The organism is Frankia alni ACN14a (assembly GCF_000058485.1).
Classification (GTDB): Bacteria; Actinomycetota; Actinomycetes; order Frankiales; family Frankiaceae; genus Frankia; species Frankia alni.
Window position 1 is genome coordinate 3,231,455 of sequence record NC_008278.1, and the last position, 25,975, is coordinate 3,257,429.

Consider the following 25,975-nt stretch of genomic DNA (forward strand, 5'->3'; position numbering starts at 1 on the left):
GGTCCGCCGCCACCGCGGTCACGGGAGCGAGGTGGCCCGGCGGGCACGGTTCACGGAGGCGGAGATGACCGAGACCCCGGCAGTCCCACTCCCGCCTCCTCCACCAGCGACGGCGCCGGCGGCGTTGGCCGGAGGCGAGCTGGGAGGCGAGGACGTCCCCGAGGTCGGTGAGGCGACGGTGACGCTCGGGGCGACCGTGATCAGTGTCGGGGATGACGCCGCCATGATCGACGCCTGGCACCGGGCGCTGCTCGGCCTCGCCGGCTACCTGCCGGACGAGCTGGTCACCGAGGCACGCACCTGGCTCGCCGCGGGCCGGCGGCTCGACCTCGCGCGGGCGGTCGCGTTCGCGGTGGCCGCCGGCCAGCTCAGCCTCGGGGGCGAGGAGATCCGGCTGGCCCGGGAGGAGCTGACCGCCGCCGGACAGGACGGCGCGGGCAACGGCGCGGGCAACGGCGCGGGCGACGGCGACGGCGACGGCGACGTGGTGGGAGTGCTCGACGCGCTACCGCTCGGCGAGCGGGTGCCGAGCGCCTGGCAGTTCCGCTCCGTCGGCGCGGACGAGCGGGGGCCGGCGGCGGTGCTGCCGCTCGACCTGACCGCCCCGGACGCGGCGGTCGTGCTGGACGCCGTCGAGGCGGCCGTCGTCGAGGCGGCCGGGGCGGAGCCGGGCGCCGTCGGCCTGTGGCGTTCCTGGCGGACTCCGGCCGCGGGGTCGTCGTGGCCGCCGCCGAAGCGGGTGTTCGTCGTCACGGCCGAGCCGCGGTCGGAGCCGGCGGCCGCCATGGCGGCGCGGCTACAGGCCGCGCTGCTGGCCGCCGGGGAACCGGCACCGCAGGTGGAGGTGTGCACGGCGGGCGAGGAACCGCCCCCTTACCAGCGTCTCGCGCAGATGTCGGGCGCCCTGCTGTGGGCGCGTGAACCGGCCGTCGAGGTGTCGGTGGCCCGGACGTTCGACGAGGTCGACCCGGTTGACGGCCCCAGCTTCGACCCGGACCGGCCGCGCATCGACGACCTGGGGCTTCGTGATGCCCTGCTCGGCTACCTGGATGCCGGCGTGCCGATCCTCGACACCTCCTCGTTGATGTCCGACGTCGTCGACCCGGCCCGCGGCGAGGTGGTGCCCATGACGTTTCGCACGGACGGCCGCTGGGTGTGGACCGACGCGACCAGCTACTACCTGGACGAGCACGGCCTCGCCCCGGACCCGGACCTGATGCGGCACGTGGCCGAGGCGCGAGGCCCGGCGCTTGACCCGTCGCTGCCGCTCGACGAGTCGCTGCCGCTCGACGAGTCGCTGCCGCTCGACGGTTCGCTGGAGGTCGGCGAGGTGGCTCTGCACCGGGTGCTCGCGCACCTGTTGAGCCCACGGCAGGAGGAGGACGCCGTGTGGGTCGTGCCGCAGATGGGGGTGGCGCTGCTGGACGAGGAGCCCCTCGCCGCCGTCGACGCGTCGTGACCTGCCCGAGCCCAAGGAGCCAGCGATGACCGCAGCCGTCCTGTCCGTCTCCGCCACGGACGCCGAGTGTGTGACAGCGATCGGGCGCGCGCTCGTCGCGGCCGGGCCCGGGGACACCGTGGCCGTCCGGCCGGGGGTGTACCGGGAGTCGCTCGTCTTCACCCGCGACGTGGTCCTGGTCGCGGAGGAGGGGCCGGGCAGCGTCGTGATCGAGGTGCCCACCGGATCGGCCCTGCTGTGTGCGGGCGGCGACATCCGGCTGCGGGACCTGACCGTGCGCGGGGGCGACGAGGAGCTGCCGCTGGTACAGGCGGCGGGCGGGCGGCTGGGGCTGGACAACTGCCAGCTCGAGGCCACCGCGTCCGCGGCCCTCCATGTGCGCGGGGGACGGGTCGGGGTGCGCGCCGGCCGGATCGAGAACGCGCACGGTTCCGGGGTGGTGGTCGACGCCGGCGTCGCCGAGTTCACCGAGGTCGCCGTGGAGGCGACCGGCGGACCCGCCCTCGTGGTGGCGGGCGGCGCGGCGCCGACGTTCCGGCACTGCACCTTCGCGGGCCTGGACGGGTTCGGGGTCGTGGCGACCGGCACCGGGGCACCGCGGATCGAAGGCTCCCGGATCAGCTCGGCGAGCAGTGTCGCCGTCCTCGTGCAGCAGGAGAGCCGGGCACGGCTGGTCGACACCCAGATCGACGGCAGTCAGGTCGGCCTCTACGTCTCCGGCCGGGCCCAGCCCGTTCTGGAACGGTGCCGGCTGGGGAAGGTGACCGCACACGGCGTGATCACCGTGGAGCAGGCCGCGCCGTCCCTCGTCGAGTGCCTGATCGAGAACTCGGCCGGCCACGGGCTGCACGCCACCGGCCGGTCGGCCGCCGAGCTGCGGCACTGCGTCGTGCGGGCCAGCGGCGCGGCCGGGGTGGTCGCCGACGAGACGGCCCGGCCGGTCCTCGTCGGCGGGGAGCTCGCCGACTGCGGTGACGTGGGCGTCCTGCTGCTCGGTGAGTCGGCTGCCCGGCTGCGCGGCGTCCGCATCCACGGCAGCCCGATCGGGGTGTCGATCGAGGGCTCGGCGGCGCCGCTGCTCGGCGGGCTCGACCTCCGCGACGTCGCCTACGGGCTGCACGCCGCCGGTGGTGCCGGCCGGTTCGAGGACGGCCGCGTGCGTGGTGCCAGCCGGGCCGGGGTGCGGCTGGCGGGGGCGGCCACGACCGAGCTGCACAACTCCACGCTGACGCAGTGCCGGATCGGCATCGAGATCACCGCGGCGGCGCGGCCCTCGGTCACCGGCGTCGAGGTCGACGGCGCGCGCGACGCCGGCATCCTGGTCCGCGACGCCGCCCACCCGAACCTGTCCCGGATCCGCGTGCACGGCACGACCGGCCCGGGGCTCGTGCTCGAACCCGGCACGCAGGCGACGGTCTCCGACGCCGAACTCGTCGGCAACGCCGGGCCCGGCGTACTGGTGGAGACCAACCGGCCGGTCGTCATCCAGGGCGGCGTGATGCGCGGCAACGGCGGGGAAGCGGTGCGGACCGCGACGCCGACCACCGAGCTGCGCATCAGCGGCGTCGAGACCGGCCACAACAACATCGAGCTTCCCGCGCCGCCCCCGGCCCGCGTGGCCGACCCCGCGCCCCAGTCGCCGCATGACGCCTCGGATCGGGCCGCCGCCGACTGGTCGCCCGCGGACCCCGGCGCCGTCGATCGGGATGCCGACGCCGCCTCGCGCTGGGCACCGCAGCCGGCGGACCGGCCGCATTCCCCCGCGGGGGGTGACCCGACCCGGATGCCGGACCCCTCCCCGCCGTCCCGGACGGGAAACCCCGCGGGCTCACCGCCTCCCGCCGCACCGCCATCCGCCGCACCGCCATCCGCCGCACCGGAGAAGGATCCGGGCGATCCGATCGCCGTCCAGCGGGAGCATTCCCGCCCCGACCCGGGTTCCGTCGGCGGCGGACCGTCCGCCGACCCGCCGGACGGGTCGAATCCGGTGACCGCGCTGCTGGCGGAGCTCGACGCGCTGGTCGGGCTGGAGGGGGTCAAACGGGAGGTGGCCACGCTCGTCGGGCTGCACCAGGTGGCCAAGCGGCGCCAGGAGGCCCGGCTGCACGCGCCGCCGATGTCACGGCACCTCGTCTTCGCCGGACCGCCGGGAACCGGCAAGACGACCATCGCCCGGCTGTTCGGCAAGATCCTGGCCGCCCTCGGGGTGTTGCCCGGCGGGCAGATGGTGGAGGTCGCCCGCGCGGACCTCGTCGCGGAGCATGTCGGCGGGACGGCGGTGAAGACCACCGCCAAGTTCGAGGCGGCGCTCGGCGGCGTGCTGTTCATCGACGAGGCCTACACCCTGTCGCCGGCGGACGGCGGCGGGCACGACTTCGGCCGGGAGTCCATCGACACGCTGGTGAAGCTGATGGAGGACCGGCGTGACGAACTCGTCGTGGTGGTCGCCGGGTACTCGCCGCAGATGCGCACCTTCCTCGCTGCCAACCCGGGCCTGGCCTCCCGGTTCTCCAAGACCATCGAGTTCGAGAGCTACTCCAGCACCGAGCTGGTCACCATCGTCGAGCGGCTGTGCCGCAAGCACCACTACGCCCTGGAGTACGAGACGCAGGAGGCCCTGCGCCGGCACTTCGACACCCTGCCGCGCACGGAGACCTTCGGCAACGCCCGGGCCGCCCGCCAGGTGTTCGAGGAGATGCTGGGCCGCCAGGCGTACCGGCTGGCCACCACCCCGGACGCCCCCGAGCTGGAGCTGGCCCGGCTGCTGCCGGAGGACCTGGCAGAGACCGCCGCTCGCGGCCGGGACGCGGCGGCGGGCCAGCGTCAGGTGGTCGACGCCCTGATGCAGCGGCTCGACGCGATGATCGGCCTGGACGAGGTCAAACGCGAGGTCGCCGACCTGGTCGACCTCATCGCCTCGGCCAAGGCCCGCGCGGAGGCCGGGCTGCCGGCGCCGTCGATGTCCCGCCACCTGGTCTTCGCCGGGCCACCCGGGACCGGCAAGACCACGGTGGCCCGGCTCTACGGCGAGCTGCTCGCCGCGATGGGCGTCCTGCGCACCGGGCAGATGGTGGAGGTGTCGCGCGCCGACCTGGTCGGGCAGTACGTCGGCCACACCGCGGTGAAGACGACGGAGGTCTTCAACAAGGCCCGTGGCGGCGTCCTGTTCATCGACGAGGCGTACGCCCTGTCGTCCTCGCGCGGCCAGGGCAACGACTTCGGCCGGGAGGCGATCGACACGTTGGTGAAGCTGATGGAGGATCACCGCGACGAGATCGTCGTCATCGCCGCCGGCTACACCGGCGACATGAAGCAGTTCCTGGCGAGCAACGCGGGGCTGGCGTCCCGGTTCAGCCATCAGATCCGGTTCGCCTCCTACTCGGCGGACGAGCTTGTGGCGATCTTCGAGAATCTCGCCCGCGCCGGCGGCTACGAGCCGCACGGCGGCACCCTGCAGGTCCTCCGGAAGCATTTCGACACGCTGCGCCGGGATGAGACGTTCGGCAACGGCCGTTACGCCCGCCAGCTTCTGGACAAGGCCATCACCCGGCAGGCGAGCCGGTTGCGCAAGATGCCCGATCCGACCGTGGACGACCTGCAGAACCTTCTCCCGGGCGACGTGACGGCGGCTCTCGCCCGCTGAGGAGTCCCGGGGACGTCGCCTGGATGTTTACCGGCCACGGTCAGATCCGGAGCGTGAAATGACCCAGTCGCCCCTGGAACACGGGTGGGAGGCCGTCGTCCGCTACCGGCCGTTCTGCCTCACCGTCACCCTCGGCGTGACCCCCTGGACCTGGTGGAGCGGTACGGGGCCGATCCGACGACGGCCCGCCTCCTTGCCGTCGGCGAGACCTATGCCGTCATCCCGCCCGCCGACCGCTCCCTGCTCGCCAGTGGATCCCTCGGGGACTGGGCGTTCGGCCTCGAGACCATGGGGGTCGAAGGGCTGGATCAGGTCACCGGCCTCTAGTTGCGGGACCAGTGTTGAAAGTTCCCCCCGTTGCAGTCCTGGGTGTAGGCACGTCCCTGCCCGTTGCTGTCGAGGCACTCCCCGGTGGCGACGTTGGTGAACTGGTAACCGAACGAGTTGGTCGCGAAGCTCCAGGTCAGGCTCGCCTGACTGGCGCAGGCCGCGGTGTACACCGAGCCCTGGTACTTGGTGCCGTCCGACCCGATGTTCGACCTGGCCCCTTCGCACAGGCCCGTCGCGAGGTCCTTGAGCTGGTATCCGCCACTCGCCTGCACCAGCTTCCACCGCTGGTAGTCGCCGCCGTTGCAGCCCTTCGTGTAGGCCGCTCCGGAGGCGTCGCTGTCCAGGCACAGACTGGTCGACACGTTGACGAACGTCCAGGAGGTCTGCGGCCCCGGCGCCGGGACGGCGGTGACCCGTGGGGCCGGGGCCGGGGCGGGGGCTGCGGCGGGGGCAGGCGCGGGCGCCGCGGCCGGGGCCACTTTCGGAGCGGCTGCCGAAGGCGCCGGAGCTGGCCTGGCCGGGTTGGCCGGGAGCCGGCTGGCCTGACCCGCGGGAGTGACCGCGGCCGGTGGGACGCCTGCCGGAGCGGAGGTGGCCGCCGGAGTCGGCGGGTCGGAGGTGGCCGCCGTGCCACTGGTCAGGTCGATGGCCTCCGACGTCGCCGGCCCGGTCGGCGGTCCGGTCGGCGCAGCGGTGCGCTGTGGTGTCAGTGGGACGGCGGCGGAGGAGGCCAGGCTGGGGGAGTCCGAGTTGTCGACGCCCAGTGCCACCGCGGTGCCTCCCACCGCGAGAGCCACCAGGATGCCCACGGAGCCGATGAGGATCTGCCGTCGGCGCCGAGCGCGTGCTCGCCTCGCCGGGTCGGCCGTCTTGTCCCCGTCCTTGCCGCGTTCCTCGCGTTCCTTGTTTCGGCCCCGGCCCCGGCTCCGGAGGCGGCCCTGGCCGTCCTGGTTCTCGCCGTCCTGAACCCCGGGGCCGGCCGGCGGTCCGGTGCCGTCGTCCGCGCCGGCTGCGGGCTCACCGGTGTCGGTGCCGGGGGCGGTGCCCGCTGGGGGAGTTCCGTCCTGGTCGACCGCACCCACCGCCCCGACCGGCGGGCTGGCAGCGCCCTGCCCGTGATTGCCGGAGTCGGCGACGAGGGGGAGAGCCGCCGCGGCGGGGGAGGCCTGCCCGGCGGGGACGGGAGTGGTCGGCCCTGGGGGCGCCGGTGGCGGGAGGGCGGCGGGAGCCAGCAGCGCGGCGACCCCGGCCGCGCCGAGTGCCACGACGTGCTTGGGATGCGCGTCGACGACGGTGGGGCGCCCCGTCGCCGCCTCGATCATCCGGGCCACCAGCGGGATGCGTGAGGAGCCGCCGGCCAGCAGCACCGCCGACAGGTCGTCGGGCCTGACCTCGGCGGAGCTCAGTGCACGGTGCAGCGCCTCGACCGTGGATTCGATCGCAGGTCGGATCATCTCCTCGAACTGCGCCCGGCCGAGCTTGACGTCCTGACGGATTCCCGGCAGCAGCACCGGGATGACCGTGTCCTCGTCGGCGGACAGGGCCTCCTTGGCCAGGACACACTCCTGACGCAGCCGCGACAGCGCCACGGCGCTGTCGCGGTCGCGGGGATCGGCCGCGGTGACGGCGCCGTCGAGCTCCCGGTCGACGTGATGGAGGATCGCCTCGTCGAAGTCCGCGCCGCCCAGCCACTCGATGCCCTCCGGGTTGCCGAGGATCCGCGCCTGGCCCGCCTCCATCCGCAGCACCGCGGCGTCGAACGTGCCACCACCGAGGTCGTACACGGCGATGACGTCGCCGTCGGACAAGCGCCGGCCGGTGGCGTAGTAGGTCGCCGCGGCCACCGGCTCGGTCACGAGGGTAACGTCGACCAGCCCGGCCAGCCGCGGGACCTCGTCGAACTGCTCCATGCGGTAGGGCCCCCACACGGCCGGCCGGGTCAGGACGATCTGCTGCGGAGGTCCACCCTGCAGCCGGATCGCACTGCCGACCGCGTCGTGCAGCACTGCGGCCAGCAGCGCGGCCGGCGAGTACGGCGCGTCGCCGAGGAGTACCGGGGTCGGATCGCCCAGCCGGCGCTTGAACTCCCGTGCCGCCCGATCGGGTTCCCGCAGGGCGCGGCGGTCGGCCGCATCTCCGGTCAGCAGGTGCCCGTCGCGGCCGGCGTAGACGACCGTGGGGGCGACGATGCTGCGATTACCGAGGCTGACCATCTCCCTGCGGTCGGGCCAGCCGATCGCCACCGCGGTGAAGGTGGTCCCGAGATCGATGCCGAGGCCGTACGTCACCGGATCGGACTCCGCCGGGGTGAGCCGATCGATCGCATGGTTCCTCCCGAAATGTCTACCTCTAGCAAGCTACCTGGGGTATAGACCACGGTCTAGTACGTCCCCGGAACATCGGCCCCCGACTGGTCTCGTCGCGTCGAGGAATGGCTTCTGAGCTGGGCGGACCGGGCAGGTCGCGGGGATGTTCCGCTCGACGGGAGCCGATGTCCTTCGGCGGCAACCGACAACGCCTTCTCCTACATTTCATCTGTCGGACATTCTCCGTCCGAGCCCTTTTTCGGTAAGGGGAGGCAGGGGTGGCATCCCGGTCCCGGCGGGGAAACACTCCCACCAAGGTGGGGCCGCCATGATCGTCTGCTGGCATGCCTGAACCGGGGACCGGTCTCGCGCCGTGCAGTGAGCATGCGAAGAGGACTGCGGTGAGCGGCACCATCGAGTTCGACTCGGCCAAGTACGATCAGTTGATCGGCCAGCTGGGTGGAACCCTGCAGGAGTTCACGGACGGCGCGGCCGGTCCGTTGCCGCTGACGGCCGACGTGCAGCTTCAACCGGCTGGTCAGACCTGGGCGCCGGCCGTCGACCTGGTCGGCGCCGGTACCTCGCTGTTCGGCATGATCAGTGAGACCAACGACTTCCTGGTCAACGGGGTGACCGACCTGCGCGCGGCCCTGGCTCAGGGACGATCGATCTTCAACGACACGGAGGACCTGGCCACCGTCACCGCGGAGCAGTTCGACCAGGCGGTGGGGCATCCACTGGGCACCGTGCGCTCACTGGGCACCGTGCGCAGCCGGCGCGAGGGTACCGAGCAGTTGTGAGTGAGCCGGGGACGCTGACCGACTTCGCCTCCGCGCTGGCGGCTGTCACGGGTGTCAAGGCGGATCTGCGGGGTGCCGCGTCTCCGGTCGGTGGCTGGATCACCTTCGGCACTCCCGGATGGTGGACCTACGGCCCCTTCGGCAGCCCGCTGTTCACCGTCGGCCTCAACATCCAGGCGTTGGCGGACTGGGGTTCCGCGGTGTCGACCCTGGACGGCATCGTCGACGAGCTGGCCGCCGGGACACTGGGTCTCATGGACGTCCGGCGGCTGTGGGACGCCGAGCAGACGGTGCGGCTGCACACCGACCATCTCGGTGCGGCCGGCGCCGACCTGACAAACGCCGCCCAGTTGTTCGGTGGCGGCGACGCACCGGCCGCCGGGACCGCGACGGGGGAGATCTTCACTAGTGTGAACGCCTTGGCCGAGGCTGTGTCCGCCTATCACGACTTACTGGCCGGTCCACCGACGATCGCCGACACGCTGCACACCGTGGGCGAGGCGCTGGCCACGTTCGGCCGGGGGATGGCTGACGCCTACCAGAAATCAGCGCTGCACAACGGGCCCGCCGACGGGATCAACGCTATCGCGGCCAACATGCAGAACTATCTTTTCGGTCAACCGGTGACGACGGCGACGGTGGCGCAGGTTCTCGCCGGTTACTCCTCGTCCGCCGTGGGTGGACTCCCGAGCGGGATGGCCGACTTCAGCGGCGATCTGGCCCAGCCCCCGGTGTGGAGCGCCGCCAGCACCGCCGTGACCACCTGGATCGACGGCGAACTCGACACGCTCGACGCGCGAGCCCGGGAACTCTCGACCACGCTGCAGGACGCCTATCAGACCGCGACGGAAAGGCTGAACAGCGTGGCGGGAACGAGCGGCCGGAAACAGTTCCGCCGGTCGGAGAAGCCCCAGGACGGCGAGCCCACCGAGGGCAGAGTCAATCCGCTGACGCCGGGCCTGCGCAGTCGATCGGTGGAGGCGTCGAACGAGGTGGTGCCCGGGCGGGCGGGGGAGCCGCTGACCCAGCGGGGTCGGGAGCCGGCGGGGGCGCTGTCGGGCATGGTGAGGCGCGGGCAGGACGCGACGCTCCAGGTGAGTCAGGGGCAGCCGCTGCCCGGGCCGGGTGACAGTCAGGGCCAGAACACCGAGGCGTCGGGAACGCCGACGCCCGCGGGAACGACGACGCCCGTAGCCGGTGAGGTGCGGGAGCGTTCGGACGTGTCGGATCCGTTGGCCGCGAGGACGCAGGAGCAGACCGAGCAGACCGAGCAGGTGGAGCGGAAGGTCGAGCCGTTGACCCCACGGGGTCGCGAGGCGGACGTTTCGGATCCGCCGGCCGCGCGGACGCAGGAGCAGACCGAGCAGGTGGAGCGGGGGGTCGAGCCGTTGACCCAACGGGGTCGTGAGCCGGTGGGGGCGCTGTCGGGCATGGTGAACGGTGGGCCGGACGCGACCCTCCAGGTGAGTCAGGGCCAGCCGCTGCCCGGGCCGGGTGACAGCCAGGGCCAGAACACCGAGGCGTCGGGGACGCCGACGCCCGCGGGAACGACGACCAGCCCGGTGTAGGCGCCACGGGCGTGGCGGTGGGTGCGGAGCCCGCGCGTTTGCCCACCCCGAAGCCCGGCGAGTCCGTTCCATGGGTGCCCTGTGCGGCCCACCTGTGAACCAGGCGGCCCGACAGGGCCGTGCTGCGGCCAACGGGCCCGCGCCGGTGGACCCGACGGCAAGCTGTTCCGGCAAGTCTGGAGGTACTGGTGACCCTGGAGGTACTGGTGACCGAGGCCCCGCCCAGCGTCGTGTCGGCGGGAGGCATCGACGGTGTCGCTTCCGACGCTCGTGACGAACGGATGGCCGACGCCTGGCATCGGGCGCTGCTCGGCCTCGCCGGCTTCCTGCCCGACGAGCTGATCAGCGCGGCGCGTTTCCGGCTGGCGCAGGGCCGGCGGTTCGACCTCGCCCAGGCGATCACGCTTGCCGTGGCCGCCGGCCGGCTCGACGTCGGCGGCGCCGAGATCGGGCTGGCCCGGGAGGAGTTCAGGGCCGCCGGGCAGGAGCAGGACGGGCGGCTGGGAGCGCTGGATACCCTGCCCATCGCCGAGCGTCCCCTGACCGCCTGGGAGTTCCGCTCCGGTGATCCCTACGCCGACGGGACGGCGACATCCCTGCCCGTCGATCTGACCGCCGGCGTGGGGCCGTCCGAGCTGGCCGACACCGAACAGGCGATTCTCGCGGCTGTCCTGGCCGAGCCGGACGCCGCCGGCCTGTGGCGGACCTGGCGGGTTCCGGCCGCGGGCGAGCCCTGGGCGCCGCCGAAGCGGGTCTTCGCCGTCACGATCGAGGCGGGTACGCGACACCCGGCCGAGGTGACCGCACGGCTGCAGACCGCGCTGGCCGCCGCCGGGGAGCCCGACCCGCAGGTCGAGGTGAGCGTCGTGGGTGCCGAAACGCCCTCCTACCAGACCCTCGCCCGCCTGTGCGGAGCCCTGCTCTGGTCGCGTGAACCGGCGCTCGGCGTGTCGGTCGCCCGGGTGTTCGACGCGGCCGACCCGGTCACCGGACCGCACTTCGCCCCGGACCGGCCCCGGATCACCAACGTGGCCGTTCGGGCCCGCCTGCTCGGCTACCTGGACAACGGCGTCGCCCTCTTCGGCGGCTCCTCGCCGATGCCGGACCTCCTCGACCCGGCCCGAGGGGACGTCGTGCCGGGCACGTTTCGCACGGACGGCAGGTGGGTGTGGACCGACGCCGTCGGCTACTACCTGCGCGAGTACGGCATCGCGCCGGAGCAGGGGTTCCGGTGGCACCTGGAGCACGGCGAACCGGCCGAGCGGATCGACGAGGTCGTCCTGCACCGCGTGCTGGCGGCCGTGCTGAGTCGGCGGCCGCAGGACGAGGGAGCGTCGATCGTCCCGCCGTCGGGCGAGTCCGTCGCCCGGACGCGTCGTGACCGTGGGGGACCTCGGCGCGGGTCCGGGCCTCGTGAGGACCCGACATGAAGCCGGCTACGCCATGAGCCTCGCCACCGGCTATCTCGTCGGTGCCGAACCCGCCACCGCCACCGCCACCGTGCCCGTGCCCGTGCCTGTCGCCGATGCCTGGCCCGACTGGGCTGACCGGTACGACGAGACCGAGGCCGTCGACCACCACCCGGGACCCGGCGCGGGGTCGGGTCCGGATCCGGTTCCCCTCGGTGCGGTTTCCGGGTGGCTGTTCCCCGAGACGAGCGTCGGATGGACCGCCGCGGGCCGGCCGGTGCCGCGGCTGGTGGCCTCGCCGTCACCGGCCCCGCGGGATCGCGCCGGACGGGCACGGGCAACGCCCCCGCAGGAGCCGACGGAACCGATCCTGGCGCGGCTGCTCGAGGGCACCCTCGCCACCGCCGCCGGTCGGTTCTTCGAGCCGGACCTGGCCGCTGCGACGCGGCTGCCGGTGGCCCCACCCGGGATGTTCACCGTTCACCTGAGCACCGGCCCGGCAGGCTTCCAGATCAACGGTCGCCCCGTCCCGCCCGCACTGCTGGCCCGGCTGATCCGTGCCTGTCCCGAGTGGCGCGGCCGGCCGCTGCTGGTCCTGGCGCATCCGCAGCCGGCGCCGAACCGACTGGCCGCCCTGGCCCGTGCACTGCTCGCCGGGGTCGGAGTTCCGGTGTACACCGCGGACGCCGGTGTCCTGCTGCTGCCGGGCGGGGCCATCACCGGAACGTCGTTCCGCCGATGGTCCGTGCCGGCCGATGGGCGAAACGAAGCGGAAGCGTCGACGGCCGTCGGCCCGTGGCTGCCGCACGAGGGGCTCGCGGCGGCGCGCGCGGGCGAGCGCGCTGCACCGGTTCGCACGGCCGAACCGGCCGAGCCGGCCGAACCCAGGCCGCTCCCCGCGCCGGTGCCGGCGATCGCGCCGGTGCCGCTACCTGCGGCGCTTGCCACGCCGGCTGCAGGGCAACCGTCCGCTCCGGGTCCGATTCCGCCTGTCGTCCGGCGCGCCCTTCCCACGGCGACGCCCTGGTCACTGCCGGTTCCCGCATCCCCATCCCCGCCCCCCGCTTCCCCGCCCCCCGGGTCCCCGCCCCCCGGGTCCGGTCTCCAGGGGCCCTCCGCTCCGGTCGAGCGGTCGCCGGCGCAGGCACCCTCGCAGGGCACGGATCCGGGGGCCGACGTGGGCGGCGGGGCGCGGCCCGGCTCGCGTTGGCATCGGCGGACGCCGCCCGTTGACACTCGCACCCGGCCCGCGGCGGCTCCGGTCCGCTCCGCGGTGGAGTCCGCGGTCGAGGAGGCTCCAGGCCACGGCCGGGACCTGGCGGCGGCCCCCCACCACGTCCCCGGTAACGCGCCTCCTCTGCCCGAGCCGACCGAGGCCACGGCCACCGACAGCTCCGCGGACGGGACCCACGAAGCGGCGCGCGTGCCCCGTCAGGTCGCCGGCGACGGCAGCTTCGAAGGGGCGCACGCCAAGGGCGACCGGTTCGGGAGCGACCGGTTCGGGAGCGGCCGGTTCGAGGGAGGCCGCTCCGGCTGGGACGCCGCCGGTGGCGGCTTCGGCGCGGACCGGGCTGACACCGGGCACCTCCTGCCCTGGCTCGCGGTGCTGCCGCGGGTGACGGTGGAGGACCGGGACCGGCTGCGGACGCTGCTCGGGTGGCGTTACGAGACGCACGCACGCGCCGTGATGGGCGCCCTTGCCCTGCAGCCGGGCCTGCGGGCGGGAGCCGGCGCGGACGACCTGCTGGCCGGGCTGGTCGCGGTCCGCGCCTATCTCTCGGCGGCGGGACGGCTCGACTCCGCCGGCCGGTCGGTGAACGCGGCGCTGCGCAGCGCCGAGCGGCGGCCGGACGACGACGGCCTGATCCTGCTGGCCCGCTGCGTCCAGGCCGGCCTCGGTCGGCTACCGGCCGTGGTGGGCCCGGTGTTCCGCCCGGCGGCTGCGAGCCCGGACGTGCTCTCGCGTCACCGGCCGGGGGACATGCTCGTCGAACCCGCCTTCCTCGAGATGTCGACGGCCCCCTGGGAGCTGCCGGGACGCACCGTGGAGTACGTGATCTGGTCCTCGACGGCCCGCCGGACGACGTGGCTCGGTGCGGACGCGACGCCGGGCGGTTCGTCGTGCGAGGCCCTGTTCGTGGCCGGCACCCGGTTCGTCGTCCTCGCCGTCGACCGGGCGACCGAGGACGAGGACGGCCGCGCCGGAGCCGGCGAGGCCCCCACGCGGGTGCTGCTGCGCGAGGTGGTCGGTGGCCGGGTCGACGCCGCGCTGGCGCAGCGCGCGCTCGGGCGGCTGCGCGACGTGCTCGCCGACCGGCCTCCCGCCGCGAGCGGGGCGGGTGCGCCCGGCGGGCCGGACGGTGCGCTGCCCGAGCGACTGCGGTTCGCCCTCGGCGTCGGCGCCGGCGGCCGCGCCTTCGCGCCCGACGGCGCCCGCCTGGCCGACGCCCTGGGACCGGCCGCGACGACGTGACCCCGCCACCCGGCCCCGGCCACCCGGCCACCCGGCCACCCCGCCACCCCGCCCCAGGGAGCCTCGCGATGACCGCAGCCGTTCGGTCCGACCTCGCCGCGCCGGCCGAGGGTGCGGCGCAGATCGCCCGGGCGCTGGCCGTCGCCGATCCGGGCGGCACGGTGGCGCTGCGCCCGGGCTTGTACCGGGAGTCACTCGTCTTCACCCGGGACGTGACCCTGGTCGCGCGCGAGGGCCCGGGCAGCGTCGTGATCGAGGTACCGCCCGGGGGGACCCTGCTCGTCGCCGACGGGGACATCAGGCTGCGGGGGCTGGAGATCCGTGGCGGCGACGAGCGAGCGTCGCTGATCCGTGTTGTGGGTGGGCGGCTGCGGATGGACACCTGCGATCTGCGGGCGACCGCGGCGGTGGCGCTGCACCTGCGCGGCGGGCGGACCCGCGTGGTCGGGGGCCGGATCGGCAATCCCGCCGGCGCCGGGGTGGTGGTCTCCGCCGGCCTCGCCGAACTCGTCGGCGTCGCCCTGGCGGGCATCGGCGGTGCCGGTCTGACCGTGTCGGGCGGGGCGACGCCGATCCTGCGCGGCTGCGCGTTCACGGACGTCGAGGGCGTGGGTGTGCTGGCGGCCGGGACGGGAGCGGCGCTGCTGGACCGCTGTCGGATCAGTTCGCTGTCCAGCGCCGCGGTCCTCGCCCGGGCGGACTGCCGCCTGCGGATGGTCGGCTCGCTGGTGGACGGCGGTCAGGTCGGTCTCTATGTCGCCGACCGGGCCCGGCCGACCGTCGAGAACTGCCGGTTTCGCGACACCGCCGGTCCGGCGGTGGTCACCGTGGACCTGGCCGCGCCGAGCCTGGTCGCGTGCGTGGTCGACAGCCCCGCCGGCCACGGGCTGCACGTCTCGGGTCGGTCGGCGGCCGAGATCCAGCGCTGTGCGGTGCGTGGCAGCGCTGCGGCGGGGGTCGTCGTCGACGGTGACGCCCGCCCGACCCTCCTCGGCGGGGAGATCGTCGGCTGCGGTGACGTGGGGGTCCTCCTGCTCGGCGCCTCGACGGCCTGCTTGGACGGCGTCCGCGTGCACGGCAGCCCGCTCGGGGTGTCGGTCGAGGACGCCGCGGCGCCGCGGCTGGTCGGGCTCGACATCGGCGACGTCGACGTCGGCATCCAGGTGCGGGAGTCGGCGCATCCGCGGCTGTCCCGCAGCCGGGTACGCGGCACGGCGGGCGCCGCCCTGGTGCTCGGACCCGGTACCCGGGCCACGGTCACGGACACGGAGCTGGTGGGCGACCGCGGGCCCGGGGTTCTGGTCGAGACGGACCGGGCGGTCTCGATCGACGGCGGCGTGATCGGCGGCACCGGCGGCGAGGCGGTACGGCTGGCGACGCAGGCGTCGCGGTTGCGGATGCGTGGCGTCGCGACCCGCCGGGACGGCGTTCCCGGCACCATTGCAGGTCCGGGTCCGGGTCCGGGTCCGATGGCGATCCCGGCGGGCCGCACCGCGTCCCGTCCCTGACGCGCCCTACAGGACGGTCAGCTCCGCCTGCCGGCGCAGGGTCCGCAGTGCGTAGTGCACCCGGCTCTTCACCGTCCCCTCGGGGATGCCGAGGGCCGCCGCCGCCTGCGCGCAGGTGCGGTCGCGCAGGTAGACCTCGACGAGGGCGGCCCGGTGCTCGGGCCAGATCCGGCCCAGCGCCGCCTGCACGGTGGCGGCGACCAGCACCGATTCGGCGTGGTCCGGCTGGGCCTGGACCTCGGTGTGCTCGGGCTCCAGCTCGAGTTCGGTCAGCCGGGCCCGACGTCCCCGGTAGCCGTCGACGACGAGGTTGTGCGCCACCCGGCGCAGCCAGCCGTTGACCGAGCCGCGCTCGGGGGTCAACCGGTCGAGGTGGTGCCAGGCGCGCAGAAAGGTCTCCTGCACGACGTCCTCCGCCCGCCCGCGGTCGCCGCCGGTCAACCGGGTCGCGTAGGCGAGCAGGGTCGTCCGGTGCAGGCGCACGAGCTCGTCGAAATGGTCATCCGCCGTCCGCGGTTCCACCGACACCGCAGGCCGTTCCACCGACATCGCAGGCGGTTCCACCGACATCGCAGGCGGTTCCACCGTGTTCGCAGGCGATTGCGTCATGCTACGACCGTCGCCGTTCGGCGCCGCGCCCGATACCAGGCGCTCCCTACGCCTGCGGGGGCGGACCCGATCCGGCCGGAGGGCTAGCCCTACCTCGGCGGGGCCGGATACCTCCTGCGGCGTAGGCGGGTACGCCGCAAGGAGGACGTCGGCGCCGCAAAGATCGCTCTGTGGGCCGTCGTTGCGACGTTGCCAGCGGATTAGGTTCGGCACTGCTGGACTTGGATCCCTAGAGATGGGCGATCAGCAATGATCGAGGTGCAAGGTCTCACCAAGCGCTACGGCGAAAAAGTCGCCGTGTCGGAGCTGAGTTTCACGGTCCGGCCGGGCATCGTCACCGGATTTCTCGGTCCGAACGGATCGGGAAAGTCCACGACGATGCGGATGATCGTGGGTCTGGACCAGCCGAGCGAGGGCAGCGTCCTGATCAACGGGCAGCGGTACCGGGATTTCCGGGCACCGCTGTGCGAGGTCGGTGCGTTGTTGGAGGCGCGGTCGGTGCACACCGGTCGGTCGGCCTACAACCACCTGCTGGCTCTCGCCCAGACCCACGCCATCCCGCGCCGCCGGGTCGCCGACGTCATCGAGCTCGTCGGGCTGGGCGGCGTGGCGCGCAAGCGGGCCGGGGGCTTCTCGCTGGGCATGGGGCAGCGGCTGGGCATCGCCGCGGCGCTGCTCGGGGATCCCGGGACGCTGATCCTCGACGAGCCGGTCAACGGTCTCGACCCGGAGGGCATCCGCTGGATCCGCACTCTGCTGCAGGATCTGGCCGCGCAGGGGCGCACGGTGCTGGTGTCGTCCCACCTGATGAGCGAGATGGCGCTCACCGCCGAGCATCTCGTCGTCATCGGGCAGGGCCGGCTGATCGCGGACATGTCCGTCGCGGACTTCGTCGCCGGCGCCTCCGAGAACGTGGTGCACGTCCGGTCGCCGCGCGCGCCGGAGCTGCGGGATCTGCTGCTGTCCGCGGACGTGACGATCCGCGCGGACGGCGCCGACGTGCTCGAGGTGTCGGGGCTGCCGAGCGATCGGATCGGCGAGGTCGCGGCCGCGGCCGGCATCGCACTGTCCGAGCTGACGCCGCGGCAGGCGTCGTTGGAGGAGGCGTTCATGGCGCTGACCCATGACGCCGTCGAGTACCACGGCGGCTCGGCGGCGGCGCTGCCGCACCAGCCGGGGGACGGGCCGGCGCAGGCGGCGGGCGGCGCCCGCGTGGAGACGCACGGGGCGGGAGCGAGATCATGACGACGGTGGCGGACGTGCGACCGGTGCGCGGCGAGCTGACGGCGCAGGCCGGCTACGGGGTCACCCAGCGCCGGGTCCTGCTGTCCGAGTGGACGAAGCTGCGGTCCCTGCGCTCGACCCTGTTCTCCCTGCTCGCGGCGATCGTCTTTGTGGTCGCCCTCGGCATCCTCATCTCGTGGGCGCAGGCCAGCCACTGGGATCAGGAGTCGCCGATCGACCGGCTCACCTTTGATCCGACGAACACGAGTCTGAGTGGCGTGTTCCTCGCGCAGCTCGCGATCGGCGTGCTCGGCGTGTTGATGTTCAGCGGGGAGTACGGCACGGGCATGATCCGCGCGACGATCACCGCGGTGCCCCACCGCCTGCCGGTGCTGTGGGCGAAGTCGATCGTGTTCGCGGTCGTCACGCTCGTGCTGATGACGGTCTCGTCGTTCGTCGCCTTCGTCGGCGGCCAGGCGATGCTGTCGTCGAAGCACATCGACACCACGCTCGGTCATCCGGGTGTCCTCACCGCCGTGTTCGGCGGCGGCCTCTATCTGACGGTCGTGGCCCTGCTGGGGGTCGCTCTCGGCGCGCTGGTCCGCAGCACCGCCGGCGGGATCGCCACCCTGTTCGGGGTGCTGCTGATCCTGCCGCTGATCGTCAACTTCCTGCCGTCGAGCTGGTCGAACAACATCGACCCGTACCTGCCCAGCAGCGCCGGCCAGGACATCTTCACCGTCGTGCGGGACTCCTCCTCGCTCGGGCCCTGGACCGGCTTCGGGCTGTTCTGCGGGTACGCGGCGGTGCTGCTGGCCGCCGCGGCGGTGGTCCTGCGGCGACGGGACGCCTAGCCTCGTGGCCTCCTCGGCGCGGGGCACCGGTCGGGGCATCCGGCGGGGCATCGGCCGGGCCCTCGGGCAGGGCATCGGTCGGGCCTTCGGGCGGGTCGTCGCGAGCGCCGCCGCGAGCACAATGGAGCCCGTGGCCCTCGACGTGGCTGTCGACGATCTGCCCGGCCCGCGCAGCCCCGGTCGGCTGCTGCGGCTGCTCGCGGCGCATCCGACCGGGGTCGACGCGGCGATCGTGCTGCCGTGCGCGGCGCTGGCGCTGATCGCCGCGGTGCTGCATCCCGAGCGGCAGGCGCCGGGCCTGGTGTTCGCGGCCGTGCTGCTGGTTCCGCTGATCTGGCGGCGGTCGCGGCCGCTGGCGGTGTTCGCCCTGCTCGCCGCGATCGCCTTCGTCCAGTGGCTGCTCGACGTGACCTCGCCCGGCGACGCGGCGCTGCTCATCGCCCTCTACTCCGTCGCCGCGGCCCGGCCCCGCCGCTGGACGTTGCTCGCGGCCGGCGTCACCGAGCTCGGGGTGGTGCTGGCGGCGGTGCGCTGGGGCGGGCCGCCGGTGCGGGAGATGTTCAGCGCCTTCGTGTTCCTCACCGGCATGATGATCGCGGCCTGCGCGACCGGGGTGAACATCGGTGGGCGCCGCGCGCGGCTGGCCTACCTGGAGGACCGCGCGGCCCGCCTCGAACGCGAACGCGACCAGCAGAACCGCCTGGGTGCCGCGGCCGAACGGGCCCGCATCGCCCGCGAGATGCACGACGTCGTCGCCCACAATCTCTCCGTGATGATCGCCCTCGCGGACGGGGTGGCGTTCACCCTCGACACCGACCCCGCCGAGGCCGGCCGGGCGGTCCAGGCCGTGTCCGACACCGGCCGGGAGGCGCTCGGGGAGATGCGCCGGCTGCTCGGCATCCTGCGCGACGACGCGCAGCAGGACACCCGCGCGCCCCAGCCCGGTCTCGGTGACCTCGACCGACTGGTCGAGCAGGTCCGGGCGACCGGCCTGCCCGTCACCATGGAGATCAGCGGCGAGCCGCTCGTGCTGTCCGGCGGCGCCGCGCTCAGCGTCTACCGGCTCGTCCAGGAAGCCCTGACCAACACCCTCAAGCACGGCGGGCCCGCGGCGACGGCACAGGTCCGGCTGCGGTACGGCGCCGGCGCACTCGAGGTCGAAATCCTCGACGGCCCCGGCGGTTCTGGCGTGCCCGGCGGTTCTGGCGTGCCCGGCGGCTCCGGGGGGCAGGGGCTCGTCGGGATGCGGGAACGGGTGGCGGCCTTCGGCGGCATCGTGGTCGCCGGGCCGCGGCCGACGGGCGGCTGGCGCGTCCACGCGCGGCTGCCCGCCGATCCCGAGCCGGTCGCGTCCGCCGACGGCGCCGTGCCGGGCAACCCCGCCCAGCACGGTCCTGCCCAGCACGGTCCCGCCCAGCACGGTCCTGCCCAGCACGGCCCCGCCCAGCACAGCCCCGCCCAGCACAGCCCCGCCCTGGGCGGCGCGATGCTGGGCGGCCCCGTGCCGCGGCCGGTCGCGGCGCAGCGGGTGGCCTCGTGACCGTCTCGGTCCTGCTCGTGGACGACCAACCGCTGCTGCGCCTCGGCTTCCGGATGGTGCTGTCCTCGCAGCCCGATCTGACCGTCGCCGGGGAGGCGGGCGACGGCGCGGAGGCGATCCGGCTGACCGCCGAGCTCGCACCCGACGTCGTGCTCATGGATGTCCGGATGCCCGGAATGGACGGGATCGAGGCGACCCGTCAGATCATCGCCGCCGGCGGGACGGCCCGGATCCTCATCCTGACCACCTTCGATCTCGACCAGTACGCCTACGCGGCCCTGCGTTCGGGTGCCAGCGGCTTCCTGCTCAAGGACGTGCGTCCGGCGGACCTGCTGTCCGCGATCCGGGCGGTGGCGGTCGGCGACGCGGTGGTCGCGCCGAGCATCACCCGCCGGCTGCTCGACACCTTCGCCCATCGGCTGCCCGACCCGGACAGCCCGCGCGCTCCCGCCGATCCCCGCCTGGCCCGCCTCACCGACCGCGAGCTGGTCGTCCTGGGCGAGGTCGCGGCCGGACACTCCAACGCCGAGATCGCGGCGCACCTCGTGCTGTCGGAGGCCACCGTGAAGACCCATGTCGGCCGGATCCTCGCGAAGCTGGAACTGCGCGACCGCGTGCAGGCGGTCGTCTTCGCCTACGAGACGGGCCTCGTGCGCCCCTCCGACCGGCCACCCACCCAGCCGGGGACGACCTGAGCGGCGCCTGACCTGCCTGACCTGCCTGACCTGCCTGACCTGGCAGCGGCTCCCTGCGCAGGCCGGCGCCGACCTCCGCTGCGGACGAGAACCCGCTGCGGTTAGGGTGATTAGAGGTGTTCGTCCTGATGTGAGGGGGCTGGCCGCGGTGACGGGAGCAGGCGAGCGGGACCCGGCGGGCGGGCGGTGGTGGCAGAGTCTCGTCGAGGAGCGCAGCCCGGTGGATCTCCGGACGGACCAGCCGCATTCAGCCCGGATGTACGACTACTACCTCGGCGGAAAGGACCACTTTCCCGCCGATCGGGAAGCCGCCGAGCAGGCCCTGATCGCGTCCCCGAACGTGGCCACCGCCGCCCGGACGAGCCGGGCTTTCATGACTCGGGTGGTGCGCTTCCTCGCCGGTGAGGTCGGGATCCGCCAGTTCCTCGACATCGGCACCGGCATCCCCACCTCGCCGAACCTGCACGAGACCGTCCAGAGCATCGCCCCGGACTCGCGGGTCGTCTACGCCGACAACGATCCGATCGTGCTCACGCACGCCCGTGCCCTGCTGGCCAGCAGCCCGCAGGGCGCCACCGCCTACCTCGACGCCGACCTGCGCGACCCCGAGCGCATCCTGGGCGCCCCCGAACTGCGCGACACCCTCGACCTGCGCCGGCCGGTCGCCCTGTCCCTAATGTCGATCTTCCACTTCATCCCCGACTCCTACGACCCGCACGGCCTGCTGCGCCAGCTGCTCGAGGCGCTGCCGTCGGGCAGCTACCTCGTCCTGAGTCACGGCACCGGTGACATCGATCCGGCGGTGGCGGCCGCGGCCGAGGCCTACCGGCGCCGCGGCATTCCCACCCGGCTGCGCAGCCTGGCCGAGGTCGAGAGCCTGTTCGCCGGGCTGGAGCTGGTCGAGCCCGGGGTGCAGCTGGTGCACCGCTGGCGTCCCGACGGCGCCATCCCGGCCGACCTGACCGACGCCCAGGTCAGCGCCTACGGCGGCGTCGCCCGCAAGGTGTAGTCGCGTCACGGCACGTGGAGGGGCCGGGGCCGGTACCCAGGGGAGCGGCCGGCGACCACGGTGACGCCCTCGCGGTCACCGTCCCCGCCGCCAGGCCTCCCGGGCCGCGCTCCGGGCGGCGTTGTCGGGGCGCCCCACGTCGTGGACGGCTCGGTCCCCGAGGGGCAGGGCCAGCCGGGTGCTGGTGGTCCAGCGCCGGGCCGCTCCGGTGCTGCCCTGGTAGCGAAGTCCGCCCTCGCTCCCGGCCCGCGGCGGCCGGGGACGAGGGCGGGCCGGATCCACCCCGATGCGCACCCGGACCGCCACCCGCTCGTCGGACTCCTGGCAGTCGACCGCGGCCACGACCTCCGAGCTGCCCATGCTGCCTGAGAGCCACAGCTCCCGACCGTCGCCCGTGACCAGGGCGTACTCGACCCGCTCGTCCCACGCGTGCCGGGCCGCCGGGTCAGGTGCCCGCGGGAGCCGGCCCCGGTGGGTCAGCAGGCGGTGTACCAGCCAGTCGGGTTCGGGGACCTCGGCGATCAGCATTCCGGCCGAGGTCGGTCCCGCCGAGGACGCTGCCGCCGAAGTCGATCCCGGCGAGGACGGTCCCGCCGAGGTCCAGGCGTCCTGGGGATCGGCGCCCGGCCGGTGGACGTCGAAGGACAGACCCCCGCGGAAGTCCCGGGCGACCCTGGCCCGGACGGTCACCAACAGCAGGTCGGCCGCCTCGCCCTGGTACGCCCGGTCGGCGTGGGACGGCCAGCCCTCCCACTCCGACCATGGACCCGGACCGGCGGGCCGATCCGCCAGGGAGCACAGCACGAATCGCACATCCCCGTCGCGGGGAGTGCTCGCCTCGGACCACGCTCGCCGCAGAGCATCACCGCGAGGAACGAACGACCAGGTCCGATACCACCGGAGAGGCCCGGTGACCACCGTCAACCGCCGACCGGCATCCATCGCGTCACCCACCGTCCGAGCAGCCCTGGACATCCACGTGATTTCGTCATACTAAATGAGGGGCACCGGAGGCCGGTGGGGCCGGCGAGCGCCCGATCGAGGCTCGACCGGCGTGCGAGCGGAGGCGACGACCGATGAGCACAAGCAGTCACGACAGGGACCCCTACGCGTTACGGGACAGGATTCTGGCGCTCGATCCCGTCGAGAATGCCCGGGAGATCGCCCATCTTTTTCACCGCGACTTCCAGCGGGCCCTGCTGCCGCAGATCGCGACCGGCTTCTTCGCGACGATCTCGCCGCCCCGGATGACCCGCATCCTGATTCGCACCGGTGAGCTGGAGTTCCGGAACCGCAAACGGCTGGTGGACCAGATGCTCATCCACCACGAGATGCTGACCCACGGATTCGTGCCGGGTCGGGGGCGCGACGCGCTGCGGCGGATGAACGAGATGCACCGCAAGTACGCGATCACCGCGGAGGACTTCACGGCCGTGTCGGTCGAGACCACCCTCGGCCAGCTCACGGCGGCCCGGGAGTACGGCTGGCGGGAGCTCACCGAGCACGAGGTGCGCGGCGTCGTCGAATTCGAGCGCGTGCAGGCCCTGCACATGAACATCCGGGACGTGCCCGCCACCGTCGCGGAGATGGTCGCCTTCCGCGACGACTACTTCGACCGGCAGGTGCGCTTCGCCCCGGCGAACCGGCGGCTCGCCGAATCCGCGCTCCGGCTGCTGGCGACCGTCGTGCCGGCGCACATCGCCCCGCGGGTGGAGAAGGTCCTGATGAGCCTGACCGATCCCCGCATCGTCGCGGCCCTGGGCTACGACTATCCCGACGCCGCCTACCGGGAACGGGTTCACCGCGCCACCCGCGAGCACGCGGCCCAGGACGCCACCGACAAGCGGGCGCCGAAGGTCGTCCTCGACCTGATCGCGAGCGTCTACCCCGACGGCTACGAGATCGACCGACTCGGCACACACCTACGCGCGGAGGAAGCCTCGGGACCTCGGGACCGCAACGCCCCGACGCCCATGTGCCCCGTGTAGGTGCTGTGGCGGCATCTCTGCTGTGGCGGCGTCCGCTGCGGCGGCGTCTGTTTGGGGGGCGGCGCCCGGTCAGGGGGCGTCGTTGTGACGCAGGTAGGCGAGGACGGCGAGGACGCGGAGGTTGACCGCCGTGCCGCCGGCGCCCTGGCGTAGCTGGAGTTTGTCGTTGATCGCCCCCAGATGCTTCTCGACGGTGGCGACGCTGCAGGACAGCACCTCGGCCACGCCCCGGTTCGTCCGCCCCTCCACGACGAGGGCGAGCACCCGGCGTTCCTGCGGGGTGAGGCGGTCGAGCGGGTTGCGTCGGCGCCGCCGCGACATCAGCCGGTTGATGATCTCCGGGTCGATGACGATGTCGCCCTCGGACACCCGCCGCAGCGCGTCGACGAGGTTGGCGAGGCTGCCGACCTGTGTCTTGAGGAGGTACCCGACCGCCCGGGTGTCCGGCTGGAGGCTGAGCAGGCGCTCGGCGTAGACGACCTCGGCGTAGTGCGACAGCAGGAGCAGCCCGATGTCGGGGTGGGCGGCGCGGATGCGCTCGGCCGCTCGCAGGCCCTCGTCGGTGAAGTCCGGCGGCATGTGGATGTCGAGGATCACCACGTCGGGCCGAACCTCGTCGACGAGCCGGACGATCTCCGTCGGGGTGCCGGCGCTTGCGGCGACCTCGACGTCCCACTGCTCCAGGGCGCCCGTCAGGGCCTCGCGAAGCAGCCCCTCGTCCTCGCCGATGACTACACGCACGCATCCTCCTGGGGCTCGTCGGTCACGATGGTCCGCTGGTGGCCGCCGACGGGTTCGGCGGCGAGTGGCGCTGCACCGGGTGTTCCGGCACTGCGGTTGCGCCCCTGCGGGCCCGGCAGGGGAAGGCGGACGAGCAGCCGGGTGCCGCCGCCGGCCGGGCTGTGCAGGGTGACGGTGCCGTCGAGGGCGGCGACCCGGTCGTGCAGGTTGCGCAGGCCGTGTCCGCGCCCGGGGCGGGCACCGCCGCACCCGTCGTCGGTGATCCGTAACAGCAGTTCGCCGGGGTGGGGCTCGACCCGGATCGCGCAGTAGGTCGCGTCCGCGTGGCGCTGCACGTTCGCCAGCGCCTCGGCGAGGACGAAGTAGCAGGCGACCTCGATCTCCCGGTCCCAGCGGTCGGCGGGGATCGTCGCGGCGACGGGGAGCGGGGCCTGTTCGACGAGCGTCTCCACCGCCGGTCCCAGCCCCTGCTCGACGAGGATGCTGGGGTAGATGCCCTGCGCGAGGTCGCGCAGCTGGCCGATCGCGACTCCCAGCTCGCGGTGGGCCCGTTCGACCAGGCCGAACGCGCGACCTGCGGCGTCGGCCGCGGCGTGGTGCGACATGGCGTGCCGGGCGCCGTCCAGCAGGACGAGGATGGCGAGCAGCCGCTGCTGGGCGCCGTCGTGCAGGTCGCGTTGGATGCGGCGCCGCTCGTCGTAGGCGGCCTGCGCCAGCCGCAGCCGGGACGCGCGGACCTGTTCGAGCTGGGCCTGCAGGCTGGCATGGAGCTGCGCGTTGTCCAGCGCCAGGCCGGCGGCGGCGAGGACCGCCTCCATCAGCGGACCCTGGCCGGACAGCGCCGGGTCGTGGGTGACCATTGCCAGCTCCCGTCCGCGCCGGTGCACCCGGGTGTGGTGGCGCCCGTCGGTCGGCGATCCGATGGTCACCGGCCGCCCGGCGATGTCCACCCAGCCGGCGTCCCCGGGCAGCCGGTAGGCGAGCTCCAGGGTGTCGTCCGCGAGCACGCCGGCCATGGCATTCCGCAGGTGACGCGGGTTCGGGTCGGACTCCAGCTCGACGACCAGCCGCGCGACGCGGCCACGCGCGAAACGGACCCGCACTCGTCCGACGGCAAGCGCGACGGGGATGATCGCCGCCGCCAGCGAGGACAGCGCGATGAGCCCGAGCCGGAGCTGGTTCGGGCCGTTCAGCGCCGACGTGACGGCGCTGCCCGTCGCGAAGGCTCCGCCCAGCAGCGCCAGCCCCCAGATCGCACCGGTCATCCGCCGTTCGGGCCGGCTCGCCGCCGCCCACCGCTGGCCCAGGCGGACGAGCACGACGGCGGCCAGCAGGCAGAACGACAGGCTTGCGGCCCGGGCCACCGGCGTGTTCGGGTGCCCGCGATCCATCCAGGGGTAGCGGGCCCCGTCCACGGCGTAGTAGGCGATCTGGCTGCCGACGGACACCGCGTAGCAGCAGACGACCAGGCAGCGGTCGACCCGTCCGCGGACCCGCCCCGCGGGGAAGGACAGGGCCAGCTGGCCGAGGAAACCCGCGTACAGGTAGGCGAGCCAGAAACCGACCGCGAAGAGCACCGACTGCGGGCTGAAGCGCAGATCGCCGAGGTACATCGCGAGGCCGGACAGCATCATCAACCGCCCTGTCTGCGGGTCGAGTCGACGCCTGCGGGCCAGCAGGCCGCCCAGCACGAGGAACACGCCGCAGACCCGGCTCGGCAGACCGGCGGATCCCAGCGACCACGTGAGCGCCCCGGCAATCGGCAGGAACAGCACCGACAGCACCGACAGCACCACGTCGGCGGCGGCTGTCGTCACCG

At 73.9% G+C, this 25,975-nt stretch carries 19 protein-coding genes; 14 read left to right on the forward strand and 5 right to left on the reverse strand.

What is annotated here, in order from left to right:
- Positions 1-64 precede the first annotated feature (64 nt).
- The 3 genes from FRAAL_RS12960 (at position 65) to FRAAL_RS33005 (ending at position 5,429) form a co-directional block, all read left to right on the forward strand.
- The gene (locus tag FRAAL_RS12960) at positions 65-1,459 is read left to right on the forward strand and encodes a hypothetical protein (protein ID WP_157892084.1); all 1,395 of its coding nucleotides are present in this window, start codon (positions 65-67) and stop codon (positions 1,457-1,459) included.
- 25 nt (positions 1,460-1,484) lie between these two features.
- Complete coding sequence (locus FRAAL_RS12965) at positions 1,485-5,102, forward strand: AAA family ATPase (protein ID WP_011604116.1); 3,618 nt, start codon at positions 1,485-1,487, stop codon at positions 5,100-5,102.
- A 153-nt stretch (positions 5,103-5,255) separates the two neighbouring features.
- Positions 5,256-5,429, forward strand: coding sequence for a hypothetical protein (locus FRAAL_RS33005; protein ID WP_011604117.1), 174 nt, complete (start codon positions 5,256-5,258; stop codon positions 5,427-5,429).
- Here FRAAL_RS33005 and FRAAL_RS33975 read toward each other — a convergent pair.
- Positions 5,426-7,720: an Hsp70 family protein gene (locus FRAAL_RS33975; protein WP_011604118.1), complete on the reverse strand. Its 2,295-nt coding sequence runs from the start codon at positions 7,718-7,720 to the stop codon at positions 5,426-5,428. The genes FRAAL_RS33005 and FRAAL_RS33975 overlap by 4 nt on opposite strands.
- Positions 7,721-8,139: 419 nt before the next feature.
- On the opposite strand from FRAAL_RS33975, the gene FRAAL_RS12975 reads away from it, so the two are divergent.
- The 5 genes from FRAAL_RS12975 (at position 8,140) to FRAAL_RS12995 (ending at position 15,496) form a co-directional block, all read left to right on the forward strand.
- A complete protein-coding gene (locus FRAAL_RS12975; RefSeq protein ID WP_011604119.1) occupies positions 8,140-8,538 on the forward strand; it encodes a hypothetical protein in 399 nt (132 codons plus the stop codon).
- The gene (locus FRAAL_RS12980) at positions 8,535-10,106 is read left to right on the forward strand and encodes a hypothetical protein (RefSeq protein ID WP_011604120.1); all 1,572 of its coding nucleotides are present in this window, start codon (positions 8,535-8,537) and stop codon (positions 10,104-10,106) included. Before FRAAL_RS12975 ends, FRAAL_RS12980 begins: the two co-directional genes overlap by 4 nt.
- Positions 10,107-10,294: 188 nt before the next feature.
- Positions 10,295-11,536 carry a hypothetical protein gene (locus FRAAL_RS12985; protein WP_050997111.1) on the forward strand — a complete coding sequence of 414 codons (1,242 nt, stop codon included), beginning with the start codon at positions 10,295-10,297 and terminating at the stop codon, positions 11,534-11,536.
- A gap of 13 nt (positions 11,537-11,549) precedes the next feature.
- Positions 11,550-13,988 carry a hypothetical protein gene (locus tag FRAAL_RS12990; protein ID WP_157892085.1) on the forward strand — a complete coding sequence of 813 codons (2,439 nt, stop codon included), beginning with the start codon at positions 11,550-11,552 and terminating at the stop codon, positions 13,986-13,988.
- 68 nt (positions 13,989-14,056) lie between these two features.
- Positions 14,057-15,496: a right-handed parallel beta-helix repeat-containing protein gene (locus FRAAL_RS12995; RefSeq protein WP_011604123.1), complete on the forward strand. Its 1,440-nt coding sequence runs from the start codon at positions 14,057-14,059 to the stop codon at positions 15,494-15,496.
- Positions 15,497-15,502: 6 nt separating this feature from the next.
- Here FRAAL_RS12995 and FRAAL_RS13000 read toward each other — a convergent pair whose 3' ends face one another.
- Positions 15,503-16,105 carry a sigma-70 family RNA polymerase sigma factor gene (locus tag FRAAL_RS13000; protein ID WP_231861628.1) on the reverse strand — a complete coding sequence of 201 codons (603 nt, stop codon included), beginning with the start codon at positions 16,103-16,105 and terminating at the stop codon, positions 15,503-15,505.
- A gap of 249 nt (positions 16,106-16,354) precedes the next feature.
- Between FRAAL_RS13000 and FRAAL_RS13005 the strand changes: the two genes are divergently transcribed.
- The 5 genes from FRAAL_RS13005 (at position 16,355) to FRAAL_RS13025 (ending at position 21,427) form a co-directional block, all read left to right on the forward strand.
- The gene (locus tag FRAAL_RS13005; protein WP_011604125.1) at positions 16,355-17,350 is read left to right on the forward strand and encodes an ATP-binding cassette domain-containing protein; all 996 of its coding nucleotides are present in this window, start codon (positions 16,355-16,357) and stop codon (positions 17,348-17,350) included.
- Positions 17,347-18,183: an ABC transporter permease gene (locus tag FRAAL_RS13010; protein WP_011604126.1), complete on the forward strand. Its 837-nt coding sequence runs from the start codon at positions 17,347-17,349 to the stop codon at positions 18,181-18,183. Before FRAAL_RS13005 ends, FRAAL_RS13010 begins: the two co-directional genes overlap by 4 nt.
- A 4-nt stretch (positions 18,184-18,187) precedes the next feature.
- Positions 18,188-19,723: a DUF7134 domain-containing protein gene (locus FRAAL_RS13015; RefSeq protein ID WP_011604127.1), complete on the forward strand. Its 1,536-nt coding sequence runs from the start codon at positions 18,188-18,190 to the stop codon at positions 19,721-19,723.
- On the forward strand, positions 19,720-20,418 hold the full coding sequence (locus tag FRAAL_RS13020; RefSeq protein ID WP_011604128.1) for a response regulator: 699 nt from the start codon (positions 19,720-19,722) through the stop codon (positions 20,416-20,418). Before FRAAL_RS13015 ends, FRAAL_RS13020 begins: the two co-directional genes overlap by 4 nt.
- A gap of 130 nt (positions 20,419-20,548) precedes the next feature.
- On the forward strand, positions 20,549-21,427 hold the full coding sequence (locus FRAAL_RS13025; protein WP_157892086.1) for an SAM-dependent methyltransferase: 879 nt from the start codon (positions 20,549-20,551) through the stop codon (positions 21,425-21,427).
- 75 nt (positions 21,428-21,502) lie between these two features.
- On the opposite strand, the gene FRAAL_RS13030 is transcribed toward FRAAL_RS13025, so the two are convergent.
- A complete protein-coding gene (locus FRAAL_RS13030) occupies positions 21,503-22,231 on the reverse strand; it encodes a hypothetical protein (RefSeq protein WP_011604130.1) in 729 nt (242 codons plus the stop codon).
- 272 nt (positions 22,232-22,503) lie between these two features.
- Between FRAAL_RS13030 and FRAAL_RS13035 the strand changes: the two genes are divergently transcribed.
- Positions 22,504-23,415: an oxygenase MpaB family protein gene (locus FRAAL_RS13035; RefSeq protein WP_011604131.1), complete on the forward strand. Its 912-nt coding sequence runs from the start codon at positions 22,504-22,506 to the stop codon at positions 23,413-23,415.
- Between the two features lie 69 nt (positions 23,416-23,484).
- On the opposite strand, the gene FRAAL_RS13040 is transcribed toward FRAAL_RS13035, so the two are convergent.
- Both FRAAL_RS13040 and FRAAL_RS13045 read right to left on the reverse strand, forming a co-directional pair.
- On the reverse strand, positions 23,485-24,156 hold the full coding sequence (locus FRAAL_RS13040; RefSeq protein WP_011604132.1) for a response regulator transcription factor: 672 nt from the start codon (positions 24,154-24,156) through the stop codon (positions 23,485-23,487).
- Complete coding sequence (locus FRAAL_RS13045) at positions 24,147-25,973, reverse strand: sensor histidine kinase (RefSeq protein ID WP_041939261.1); 1,827 nt, start codon at positions 25,971-25,973, stop codon at positions 24,147-24,149. The genes FRAAL_RS13040 and FRAAL_RS13045 overlap by 10 nt, the downstream gene beginning before the upstream one ends.
- Positions 25,974-25,975: the final 2 nt, after the last annotated feature.

Bases quoted from the DNA above. Each gene is read 5' to 3' on its own strand.
- FRAAL_RS12960 (WP_157892084.1), top strand. From the start codon at position 65: ATGACCGAGACCCCGGCAGTCCCACTCCCGCCTCCTCCACCAGCGACG.
- FRAAL_RS12965 (WP_011604116.1), top strand. From the start codon at position 1,485: ATGACCGCAGCCGTCCTGTCCGTCTCCGCCACGGACGCCGAGTGTGTG.
- FRAAL_RS12990 (WP_157892085.1), top strand. From the start codon at position 11,550: ATGAGCCTCGCCACCGGCTATCTCGTCGGTGCCGAACCCGCCACCGCC.
- FRAAL_RS12995 (WP_011604123.1), top strand. From the start codon at position 14,057: ATGACCGCAGCCGTTCGGTCCGACCTCGCCGCGCCGGCCGAGGGTGCG.
- FRAAL_RS13000 (WP_231861628.1), bottom strand. From the start codon at position 16,105: ATGACGCAATCGCCTGCGAACACGGTGGAACCGCCTGCGATGTCGGTG.
- FRAAL_RS13005 (WP_011604125.1), top strand. From the start codon at position 16,355: ATGATCGAGGTGCAAGGTCTCACCAAGCGCTACGGCGAAAAAGTCGCC.
- FRAAL_RS13010 (WP_011604126.1), top strand. From the start codon at position 17,347: ATGACGACGGTGGCGGACGTGCGACCGGTGCGCGGCGAGCTGACGGCG.
- FRAAL_RS13035 (WP_011604131.1), top strand. From the start codon at position 22,504: ATGAGCACAAGCAGTCACGACAGGGACCCCTACGCGTTACGGGACAGG.